This window comes from Deferrisoma sp., assembly GCF_054681715.1.
On the sequence record NZ_BAAHFQ010000035.1, the window covers coordinates 15,682 to 27,109 of the forward strand.

At 67.7% G+C, this 11,428-nt stretch carries 10 protein-coding genes; all 10 read left to right on the top strand.

All coding sequences use genetic code 11. From position 1 onward, the window contains the following. Positions 1–34: 34 nt before the first annotated feature. Complete coding sequence (locus tag ACY0I8_RS07440) at positions 35–1,189, top strand: (Fe-S)-binding protein (RefSeq protein ID WP_461394259.1); 1,155 nt, start codon at positions 35–37, stop codon at positions 1,187–1,189. 164 nt (positions 1,190–1,353) lie between these two features. After that, positions 1,354–4,410 carry an FAD-dependent oxidoreductase gene (locus ACY0I8_RS07445; protein WP_461394268.1) on the top strand — a complete coding sequence of 1,019 codons (3,057 nt, stop codon included), beginning with the start codon at positions 1,354–1,356 and terminating at the stop codon, positions 4,408–4,410. Positions 4,411–4,452: 42 nt separating this feature from the next. Further along, positions 4,453–5,280: a hydrogenase iron-sulfur subunit gene (locus tag ACY0I8_RS07450; protein WP_461394260.1), complete on the top strand. Its 828-nt coding sequence runs from the start codon at positions 4,453–4,455 to the stop codon at positions 5,278–5,280. Between the two features lie 103 nt (positions 5,281–5,383). Further along, a complete protein-coding gene (locus tag ACY0I8_RS07455) occupies positions 5,384–6,577 on the top strand; it encodes a thiolase family protein (RefSeq protein ID WP_461394261.1) in 1,194 nt (397 codons plus the stop codon). Positions 6,578–6,604: 27 nt separating this feature from the next. Next, entirely contained in the window at positions 6,605–7,351 is a 747-nt protein-coding gene (locus ACY0I8_RS07460) for an SDR family NAD(P)-dependent oxidoreductase (protein WP_461394262.1), read from the top strand. 75 nt (positions 7,352–7,426) lie between these two features. After that, positions 7,427–8,203 (top strand): enoyl-CoA hydratase/isomerase family protein, encoded by a 777-nt coding sequence (locus tag ACY0I8_RS07465; RefSeq protein WP_461394263.1) that lies wholly within the window; start codon positions 7,427–7,429, stop codon positions 8,201–8,203. Positions 8,204–8,233: 30 nt separating this feature from the next. Beyond that, the gene (locus tag ACY0I8_RS07470; RefSeq protein ID WP_461394264.1) at positions 8,234–9,055 is read left to right on the top strand and encodes an amidohydrolase family protein; all 822 of its coding nucleotides are present in this window, start codon (positions 8,234–8,236) and stop codon (positions 9,053–9,055) included. Then, a complete protein-coding gene (locus tag ACY0I8_RS07475) occupies positions 9,052–9,639 on the top strand; it encodes a cysteine hydrolase family protein (protein ID WP_461394265.1) in 588 nt (195 codons plus the stop codon). The genes ACY0I8_RS07470 and ACY0I8_RS07475 overlap by 4 nt, the downstream gene beginning before the upstream one ends. 26 nt (positions 9,640–9,665) lie before the next feature. Next, positions 9,666–10,757, top strand: a complete 1,092-nt coding sequence (gene had, locus ACY0I8_RS07480) for a 6-hydroxycyclohex-1-ene-1-carbonyl-CoA dehydrogenase (RefSeq protein WP_461394266.1) — start codon at positions 9,666–9,668, stop codon at positions 10,755–10,757. 155 nt (positions 10,758–10,912) lie between these two features. Further along, positions 10,913–11,428, top strand: a 516-nt coding sequence (locus ACY0I8_RS07485; RefSeq protein ID WP_461394267.1) for an enoyl-CoA hydratase-related protein, incomplete at its 3' end; no start/stop codon positions are given.

Sequence of the window (11,428 nt, forward strand, 5' to 3'; positions counted from 1 at the left end):
GCGTGCCACCACGCCGCGGCCGAAGGACGAAACCATGGAAAACGTAGCCGACTACAAGGAAATTCGCGATCTCATCCGCTCCGAAGGGGGCGAACCGTTCCAGTACTGCTTCCAGTGCGGCATGTGCGACGTGGTGTGCCCCTGGAACCGGGTCCGGCGGTTCAGCATGCGAAAGATCGTGCGCCAGGCCGCCTTCGGGATGACCGAGATCGAGAACGAGGAAATCTGGCGGTGCACCACCTGCGGCCGCTGCCCCCAGCGGTGCCCGCGGGACGTGCGGCAGATCCACTCCGGGGTGGTGCTGCGCAAGATCGCCACCGAATACGGGGTGTTCCCGGCCAACGTGCGCCCCGTGCGGGGCGTCAGCGGGAACCTGAGCACCACCGGCAACCCCTTCGGCGAACCGAGGGAGGAACGCGGCGCCTGGGCGAAGGAGGCGGGGGTGCCGCTGTTCGAGGAGGGCATGGAGGTCCTCTACTTCACGGGGTGCTATTACTCCTACGACAAGAGGCTCTGCCGGGTGGCCGCGGCCACGGCGAAGCTCCTTCAGCGGGCCAGGGTGTCGTTCGGCATCCTCGGGGAGGCCGAGAGCTGCTGCGGGGAGAGCATCCGCAAGGCGGGCGACGAGGAGGTGTTCCGGAAACTGGCCCGCGAGAACATCAAGGCGTTCATCGACCGGGGGGTGAAGCGCGTCGTCGTGAACTCCCCCCACTGCTACCACACCTTCAAGAACGAGTACCCCGAGTTCATGGTGCGGTTCGAGGTGATGCACATCAGCGAGTTCCTGCTGGAACTTGTCCGGCAGGGGCGGCTCGACCTTTCCGGCGGGTACGGCCGCCGGGTCACCTACCACGACCCGTGCTATCTGGGACGGCACAACGGGGTGTACGACGCGCCGCGGCAGCTCCTGGCCGAGGCGGCCGGCGCCGAGCTCGTGGAGATGGCCGACACCCGGGTCGACAGCCTGTGCTGCGGGGGGGGCGGCGGCCGGATCTGGATGGACACGCCGAAGGCGGAGCGGTTCTCCGAGCTCCGGGTGCGCCAGGCCCTGGACGTGGGGGCCGAGGTGCTCGTGACCGCCTGCCCGTACTGCATCGCCAACTTCGAGGACAGCCGCCTCGGGCTGGGGGACGACGCGTCGCTCGAGGTGAAAGACCTGACCGAGGTCCTCGCCGAGACGCTGGCGTAACCGCACCGGCCCCGGGCGAAAGACGGGCCCGGCACGCCACGGCCCCGGGCGCGCCCGCCGGCCCGGGTTGGCCGACTTTGAGGAGGGACACCGTGAGCACAAACGCGTTGGAACGCATCCAGCAGATCCAGAATCTCCTGGGCAACCGGGAGTTCGGCGACGTGATGATCGTCGGCGGGGGGATCAGCGGGATCCAGGGGGCCCTGGACCTCGCCACGGCCGGGTTCAAGGTGTACCTGGTGGACAAGGCCCCGGCCATCGGCGGCCACATGGCGCAGCTCGACAAGACCTTTCCCACGAACGACTGCTCCATGTGCATCGAGTCGCCGAAGTTCGTGGAGTGCCACCGGCACCCCAACATCGAGATCATCACCTACGCCGAGGTGGCCGAGGTGGAGGGGGAGGCCGGGGACTTCACGGTCACCCTGGTCAAAAAGCCGCGCTACGTCCGCGAAGACCGGTGCACGGGGTGCGGGGTGTGCACCGAGTACTGCCCGGTGGAGTACCCGGACGAGTTCAACCAGGGGATCTCCCAGGCGAAGGCCGTACACATCTATTTCGGCCAGGCGATCCCGCTCGTGCCCTACATCGACGACTCGTGCCTCTACCTCAAGGAACGCAAATGCCGCATCTGCGTGGACGTGTGTAAGGCGCGGGCGATCGACTTCAACCAGAAACCCCAGAAGGTGGAGATCAAGGTCGGCGCCATCATCCTCGCGCCCGGGTTCACCCCTTATGACCCGAGGATCAAACCCGAGTACCACTACGGCGAGTACCCCAACGTGGTCACGAGCCTCGATTTCGAACGGATCATGTGCGCCACCGGGCCCAACGAGGGTGAGATCCTCCGGCCCTCGGACGGGCGCCATCCCCACAAGATCGCCTGGCTCCACTGCGTGGGCTCGCGGCAGGTGACCGAGGGCGCCCGCAGCTACTGCTCGGCGGTGTGCTGCACCTACACGCAAAAGCAGGTGATCCTCACCAAGGACCACGACGCCGAGGCCGAGTGCGTGGTGTTCCACAACGACATTCGGGCCTACGGGAAGGACTTCGAGCGGTTCTACCAAAGGGCCGCGGCGCTGCCCGGCGTTCGGTTCGTGCGCAGCTACGCCTCGATCGTGCGCGAGGACCCCGAGACCCACAACGTGGTGGTCCGGTACACCACCCCCGAGGGCGTGAAGGAGGAGGAGTTCGATATGGTCGTCCTGTCGGTGGGCCTCACCCCGCCGAAGGACGCGGACCGCCTGGCCCAGACCCTGGGAATCGAACTCAACTCCCACGGCTTCCACAGGGTCGACCCCGCCAACCCCATGCGGACCCGCCGACCGGGGGTCTTCGTGAGCGGGGCGTTCCAGGGCCCCCTGGACATCCCCGAGGCCGTGGTGAGCGCGAGCGGCGCGGGGAGCCAGTGCGGGGAACTCCTGGCGAAGCGAAGGGGCCGGCTCGTCAAGGAGCGGGTCTATCCCCTGGAACGGGACGTCTCGGGGGAGGAGCCCCGGATCGGGGTGTACGTGTGCCACTGCGGGGCGAACATCGGCCGGGTGGTGGACATCCCGTCGGCCGTGGAGTACGCCAAGACGCTTCCCAACGTGGTCCACGCCGAGGAGAGCATCTTCATCTGCTCCACCGATGCGGCCCAGCGCCTGGCCCAGTCGATCCAGGAGCACAACCTGAACCGGGTGGTGGTGGCGGCCTGCACCCCCCGCACCCACGAGCCCCTGTTCCGGGACACCCTGCGGGAGGCCGGAATCAACCAGTACTATTTCGAGTTCGCGAACATCCGGGAGCACTGCTCCTGGGTCCATTCCCGGGAGAAGGAGGAGGCCACCCGAAAGGCCTTCGACCTCATCCGGATGTCGGTGGCCCGGGCCGCCCGGCTGGAACCCCTGGAGGAGTTCGAGCTCCCGGTCAACAAGACCGCGCTGGTGATCGGCGGTGGCATCGCCGGCATGACGGCAGCCCTGAGCATCGCGAACCAGGGGTTCCCGGTGCACCTGGTGGAGAAGGAGCCCGAACTGGGCGGCATGGCCCGCCGGCTCACGACCACCCTGGAGGGCCTCGACGTCCAGGCCTACCTGCGCGACCTCGTGGCCAAGGTGCTCCGCCACCCGGGCATCCGGGTCTACACCGGGGCCCAGGTGGAGGAGTCGTCCGGGTACGTGGGGAACTTCGTGACCCGCATCCGGACCGCCGACGGCCGGGTGGAAGAGGTGCTCCACGGCGTGGCCGTGGTGGCCATCGGGGCCGAGGAGTACAAACCCTCGGAGTACCTCTACGACGAGTCGGACCGGGTCGTCACGAACCTCGAGCTCGAGGAACGCCTGGCCTCCGGGGACGAGCGGTTCACGGCTGCGGAAATCTTCGTGATGATCCAGTGCGTGGGTTGCCGAACCCCCGAGCGCAATTACTGCGCCCGGGTGTGCTGCAGCCAGTCGGTGAAAAACGCGCTCCGGATCAAGGAGCAAAACCCGGAGGCGGACGTCTACATCCTGTTTCGCGACATGCGCACCTACGGGTTCCGGGAGGACCGGTACCGGGAGGCCTCGATGAAGGGGGTCAAGTTCATCCGGTACGAGCCGGAGAACCCGCCCCGGGTGGAGAAGGTGTCCCAGGACGGATCCGAGCGGATCCGGGTGGTGGTGCCCGACCCGATCCTCGAGACCGAACTCGTGATCGACGCCGACGTGTTGGCGCTCGCGGCCGGGGTGGTGCCGGCCTCGGACCGGGGGCACATCGCCAAGCAGTTCAAGGCGAACCTGAGCCCGGACAAATTCTTCCAGGAGGCCCACGTGAAACTCCGGCCCGTGGATTTCGGGGCCGAGGGGGTCTACCTGTGCGGCATGGCCCACTACCCCAAGCACATCCCCGAGGTGGTCAACCAGGCCTACGGCGCGGCCGGAAGGGTCGCCGTGCTCCTGGCCAACGACACCGTGGTGGCCTCGGGCTCGGTGTGCGACGTGGACGAGAAGAGCTGCATCGGCTGCGGGCAGTGCGCCGAGGTCTGCGCCTACGGCGCCATTGATCTGCGCACCACCCGCCAGGGCCGAAAGGCCGTGGTCAACCCGGTGCTGTGCAAGGGCGACGGGCTCTGCAACGCCGTGTGCCCCACCGGGGCGATCTCCCTCAAGCACTACCGGGACGAGGCCCTCGTGGCCCAGATCGACGCCCTGACCGAAGAAGAAAAAGAAGAGAAAGAGGAGACGCTGCCCAAGGTGGCGTAGCCGGCGGGGGCCCCCCGCCCCGTGACAACCGGAGGAACTCCCATGCAGTTCAAGCCCAAGCTGATCGGTTTCGTCTGCAACTGGTGCGCGTACGGGTCTGCGGACCTGGCGGGCGTGTCCCGTCTCCAATACGCCACCGATATTAAGCTCATCCGGGTCATGTGCTCGGGCCGGGTGGACATGTCGTTCGTGCTCCGGGCGTTCCGAAACGGGGTGGACGGCGTGTTCATCGGCGGGTGCTACCTGGGCGAGTGCCACTACATCACCCACGGCAACTTCTACGCCCTGAACATGGTGGAGCTCACCAAGCGGGTGCTGGAGCACGTGGGGGTGAACCCGTCCCGGGTGCGGTTCGAGGAGCTCTCGTCGGGCGAGGGCACCCGGTTCGCCGAGCTCATGAACCAGTTTAGCCGGGAGATCCGCGCCCTGGGCCCCCTGGGCGAGGGTGAAGGCCTGGACCCGGCCGAGGTGAGGGAGAGGATCGCCCGGGTCGCCAAGCTCGTGCCGTACCTCAAGCTCGCGGCGCGGGACAAACTCACCCAGAAAATCAAAGACAAAGCGGCAGTGGAGCGGCTCTTTTCTCTGGAGGAGGTGGAGCGACTCCTGGCCGAGGCCCCCACCTACTACATCAACCCCGAGAAGTGCCGGGCCTGCATGACCTGCGCCCGGCGCTGCCCCGTGGATGCGATCGCGGGCGGGAAGGGCCTGGTGCATGTGATCGACCAGGAGGTGTGCATCAAGTGCGGCACCTGCCTCGAGGCCTGCCCGCCCCGGTTCGGTGCCGTGGAGAAGGTGGTGGGCGACCCGCCGCCCCCTGACCTTCCCTCCGAGCCCATCCCGATCCAGGCCAAGGAGAAGGCCACCGCATGATCCCGGCCCGCGGACGGAGCCCTGGGCTCCCCGCGGGCCTTTTCGCCGGACGACCGATCGTTCACCCGGCACCCCGTGGTGCCCCCGAAGGGAGGAAGAGACCATGCGAAAGCTGAGCGACATCGTGTTCGTGAGCGCCGTGCGGACCCCCATGGGCCGGTTCGGCGGCACCCTCAAGGACATGAAGGTGTACGACCTGGCCGCGTTTCCGATCCGGGAGGCGCTCCGACGGGCCAACGTTTCGGGCGACGAGGTGGACGACGCCATCATCGGGTCGTGCCGCCAGGCCGGAAACCACGTGAACCCGGCCCGCACGGCGGCCCTCAAGGGCGGGGTGGGCCAGCACGTACCGGGGGTCACCATCAACAAGGCGTGCCCCGCCGGCATGAAGGCGGTGAGCCTCGCCACCCAGCTCATCCAGGTGGGCCAGGCCGACATCGTGCTCTGCGGCGGCATGGAGAGCATGTCCACGATCCCCCACCTCATCAAGGGGTACCGGTGGAAGGGGTTTCGGATGGGCCCGGTGACCATCGAGGACGGCTGGACCGACTCCCACGACCCCATCGCCGACCTCTCCATGGGGCTCACGGCGGAGAACCTGGTGGAGAAGTACGGCATCAGCCGCCGGGAGATGGACGAGTTCGCGGCCGACAGCCACCGGAAGGCCGCCGAGGCCCAGAAGAACGGATGGTTCGACGAGGAGATCGTCCCCGTCACGGTGCCGGGGGACCGCAAGAACCCGGACATCGTGTTCGACAAGGACGAGTCCATCCGCTACGAGGTCAGCGTGGAGCAGATGGCCAAACTCCCGCCGGCCTTCAAGAAGGACGGTTCGGTCACGGCCGGAAACTCCTGTGGCCTCACCGACGGGGCCGCGTTCCTGGTGGCCATGACCCGGGAGAAGGCCCAGGAGAAGGGCCTCCAGCCGCTCTTCTCCGTGGTGGAGTACACCCAGACCGCGGTGGACGGCCGGTACATGGGCGAGGGGCCGGGCGTGGCGATCCCCCGGGCCCTGGAGCGGGCCGGCATGACCCTGGACGACATGGACCTCATCGAGGTGAACGAGGCCTTCGCCGCCCAGGTGATCGCCAACGAGCGCATGCTCAACTGGGACCGGTCCAAACTCAACGTGCACGGCGGCGCCATCGCCCTGGGCCACCCCACCGGGTGCTCGGGGGCCCGGATCCTGGTGACGCTCTACTACGCGCTCCAGCGCCTCGACAAGGAGCTCGGCGTGGCCGGCATCTGCGGCGGCGGGGGCTCCACGATGGCCATGATCATTCGTCGGGAATCGTAATTCCGAGGGGGAAAGGAGGACGCTGCGATGGTGGACCTGACCGGAAAGGTGGCGATCGTCACCGGCGGCACCCGGGGCATCGGGGCCGAGATCGTGCGCCAACTGGGGCGCTGCGGGGCCGACGTGGCCCTGAACTACCGAAAGAGCGCCGAAGAGGCGGAGAAGATGGTCCGGGAGCTCGAGGCCATGGGCCGACGCGGGCTCGCCGTGCAGGCCGACGTGGCCAGCTTCGCCGACGCCCAAGCCATGGTGGACAAGGTGGTGGCCGAGCTCGGCGGGCTTCACATCCTGATCACCAACGCCGGCATGAACTGGGACGGGGTGCTCTGGAAGATGACCGAGGAGCAGTTCGACCGGGTCATCGACGTGGACCTCAAGGGCACCTGGAACTACCTGCGGGCCGCCGCCCCGATCTTCCGGGAGCAGAAATACGGGCGCTTCGTCTCGATCACCTCGATCAACGGCCTCCGGGGCAAGTTCGGCCAGACCAACTACTCGGCGGCCAAGGCCGGGGTGATCGGCCTCACCAAGGCCGCGGCCAAAGACCTCGGGAAATACGGCGTGACCTGCAACTCGGTGGCCCCCGGGTTCATCCTGACCGAGATGGGCGAGAGCATGCCTCCCGAGTTCCGGGAGGCCGCGATCAACGAGTCCGCGGTGAAGCGGGCCGGCAAGCCCGAGGACGTGGCCTGGCTCGTGGCGTTCCTCGCCTCAGAATGCGGCCGCCACATCACCGGCGAAGTGATCAAGGTGGACGGGGGACAGTACATTTAGGCTGGAACGCTGGGAGGCTGGAAAGCAAAGGCCTTCTCGGCGCTTCGCCGCCAGCCCCTGCACGGGAGGAAGACCATGAGTGACTACAAGTTCATCAAGACCTGGGACGCCGACGGGGCCGCGTGGGTCTCGATCAATCGGCCGCCGTACAACGTGCTCGACATCCCCACCATGGAGGAGCTCAACGACGCCCTGGCGAAGGTGAAGGCCCGGGAGCTCGAGGTGCGGGCCCTCGTGGTCACGGCCGAGGGGGACAAGGCGTTCTCCGCCGGGGTGGACGTGGCCGACCACACCCCCGACAAGGTGGAGAAGATGATCGAGGTGTTCCACGAGATCTTCCACCACCTCGACGCCCTCGAGATCCCGACGGTGGCGGCCGTGAAGGGCGCCGCCCTGGGGGGCGGATGCGAGCTTGCGATCTTCTGCGACATGATCGTGGCGGCCGAGAACCTCAAGATCGGCCAGCCCGAGGTCAAGGTGGGGGTGTTCCCGCCCCTCGCGGCCGTGGTGCTTCCGCGGCTCATCCCTGAAAAGCGGGCCTTTGAGCTCATCGTGGGCGGAGAGACCGTCCGGGCCCAGGAGGCCCTCGCCCTGGGGCTCGTGAACAAGGTGGTGCCCCTGGAGTCCTTCGACGAGGAGTTTGGGAAATTCCTGCGGGTGTTCACGACGCTTTCGGGGCCCGTGCTCCGGGCCACCAAGAAGGCGATCCGTACGGCCAAGGGGCTTCCGTTTGCCGACGCGCTCTCCAAGGTGGAGCACGTCTACCTCCACGACCTCATGACTACCGAGGACGCGAAGGAGGGGCTCCAGGCGTTCCTGGAGAAGCGCCGGCCCGAGTGGAAGCACCGGTAACCGCTCCCCTGGGGATCTCCCGGCCCGGCCATGGTCATCGATTTCCACGTGCACTTGGCGGCCCGGGAGCACCTGGAGCCGCCCGCCCGGGCGTTCTGCGACAGCTTCTGGTGCGAGCGGGGCGACTGGGACGCCCTGCTCGCACCGGAGCGGTTCGACCGGTACCTGGCCGCCGAGGGCGTGGACTACGCCGTGGGGCTGCCGGAGGTGAGCCCCGGGGTCACCGGGGTCACCACCAACGAGTACGTGCTCGAGCGGTTCGGCGGGTGCCGCCGTCTCATCCTGTTCGCCAACGTGAACCCCTGGGTGACCCGGCGGCTCGACCGGGAGGTCCGCCGGCTGGCGGACCTCGGGTTCCGTGGGCTCAAGCTCTACCCGACGTACCAGCACTTCTACCCCAACGCCCGGGAGCTCTACCCGCTCTACGGCGCGTGCCAGGAGCTCGGCTGGCCCGTGATGGTCCACACCGGCTCCAGCGTGTTCCGGGGCGCCAAGCTGAAATACGGCGACCCCCTGCATCTGGACGAGGTGGCCGTGGATTTCCCGGAGCTCACGCTCCTCATGGTCCACGGGGGCCGCGGGTTCTGGTACGACCGGGCCGAGTTCCTGGCGGGGCTCCACCCGAACCTCTATCTGGAGATCTCGGGGCTCCCGCCCCAGAAGCTCCTCAGCTACTTCCCGGGGCTCGAGCGGATCCACCGCAAGGTGGTGTTCGGCTCCGACTGGCCGGGAAATCCCGGCATCCGTGCCAACGTGGAGGCGATCCGGCAACTGCCCCTTTCGGAGGCGGCCAAGGAGGCGATCCTGGGCGGGAACGCCGCCCGGATCCTCGGATTGGAGGAGACCCCGTGACCCCGGCCCTGGTGGTGGTGGACATGCTGGTGGACAACCTGAAGTCCGGGGAGCACACCGCCATCGAGCGGGAGGGCATGGCGATCGTGCCCGCCATCCGGCGCGCCGCCGGGGAGCTCCGGCGGCGGGGATTCCCGGTGATCTACGCCAACGACTCGTTCCTGCCCGGCGATTTCCTGTTCGGGGGCCGGATGAGGCCCCACGCGATCCGGGGCACCCCGGGGGCCGAGGTGGTGCCCGAGCTGGAGCCGGCGCCGGGAGACATCCACCTCCCCAAGCGGCGGTTCAGCGCCTTCTACAAGACCGACCTGGACCAAACCCTGCGGCTCCTCGGGGTGAACACCGTGGCCGTGGCCGGGATCACGACCCCCTATTGCGTGCTCGCCACGGCGCTCGACGCCCTGGCCCACGACTTTCGGGCCGTGATCCTCGAGGACGCCACGGCCGCCCACAAACCCGAGGTCCACGAGGCCTGTCTTTCGCTCTACCGCAAGAGCCCCCTGTGGCCCCTGTTCCGGGTGGAAACCGTGGAGGCGTTCCTCCGCCACCTGGAGGGCGGGGGGGATGCGCCGTCCGGTTCGTGAACCCCATTCCTTGAAGGAGGAGAGCCATGAGCGTTCCCGACAAGATCCTGGCCTGGCAGATGACCAAGCCCTCGGACCCCAAGACCGGGGAACCCGGCGTGCTGGAGAGGGTGGAGCTCCCGGTGCCCGAACTGGGCGAGGGGGAGGTGCTGGTGGAGGTGGCCGGCTGCGGGGTGTGCCACACCGACCTCTCGTACTTCTACCTGGGCGTGCCCACCGTGAACCCGCCGCCGCTCGTGCTGGGCCACGAGATCGCGGGCACGGTGGTGGCCGGGCCCTCGGACTGGGTGGGCAAGGAGGTCCTGATCCCCGCGGTCATGCCCTGCGGCGAGTGCGACATCTGCAAGAGCGGCCGGGAAAACCGGTGCCTGGCCCAGAAGATGCCCGGCAACAGCCTGGGCATCTACGGCGGGTACGCGAGCCACATCCCCGTTCCCTACCGGGACCTGTGCGTGATCGACAAGCGGGACAAGCCGCTGTCGCACTACTCGGTGATCGCCGACGCCGTGACCACCCCCTACCAGGCCGCGGTGCGGGGCGACCTCAAGCCCGGCGACCGGGTCATCGTGATCGGGTGCGGCGGGGGCGTGGGCATCTACATGACCCAGATGGCCAAGGCCTTCGGCGCCGCGTTCGTGATCGGGGTGGACATCGACGACGCGAAGCTCGCGAAGGCCCGCCAGTACGGGGCCGACGCCACCATCAACCCCCGGGACAAGGGGCCCAAGGACGTGGCGGCCGAGTTTAAGCAGATTGCCAAGCAAAACGGCCTGCCCCACAACTGGGGCTGGAAGATCTTCGAGGTCTCCGGCACCAAGCCGGGCCAGGAGCTGGGGCTCTCGCTCCTTTCGTTCGTGGGCCGGATGGTGGTGGTGGGCTACACCCCGGCCAAGGTGGAGTACATGCTCTCGCGGCTCATGGCCTTCGACGCCGAGATCGTGGGCACCTGGGGCTGCCCGCCCAAGCATTACCCGAGCGTGCTCAAGCTGGTGCAGGAGGGCAAGATCCAGGTGGAGCCGTTCATCGAGACCCGGCCCATGAGCCAGATCCAGGAGGTGTTCGAGGCCGCCCACCACGGCAAGCTGGAAAAACGGGTGATCCTGGAGCCGGATTTTTAGGCTGGAAGGCTGGAAAGCTAGGAGGCTAGGAAGCTGGGAGGCTGGGAAGCGGGGAACACCGGGAACCCCCTAGGTGCGCCCGGCACCTCACCTCCCGACCGCAGACCGTAGACTGTAGACTGTAGACCGTAGACCGCATCAAAAGGAGGAACCGTATGAGTCTCGACTGGCTGCCCCGCGACAACGAACTCAAGGACCACCGGCTGTTCAAGGGCGAGTACTGGGGCACGGAACCCCCGTGCACCGTGTACGAGAAAAAGCCCCTCGTGGACCCCGACGGCAACGTGGTGCCCGACCTCTATGTGGCCTGGATCACGCTCAACAACCCCAAGCAGTACAACTCCTACACCACCGAGATGGTCAAGGGCGTGATCGCCGGCTTCAAGGCCGCCTCGGGCGACCGCTCGGTTGTGGCCGTGGTGTTCACCGGCGCCGGCGACAAGGCCTTCTGCACCGGCGGGAACACCGTGGAGTACTCCCAGTACTACTCCCGCCGCCCCAACGAGTACGGCGAGTACATGGATCTGTTTAACCTCATGGTCGACTCCATCCTCGACTGCAAAAAGCCCGTGATCTGCCGGGTGAACGGCATGCGGGTGGCCGGGGGCCAGGAGATCGGCATGGCCTGCGATCTGGCGATCGCCTCGGATCTGGCGGTGTTCGGCCAGGCC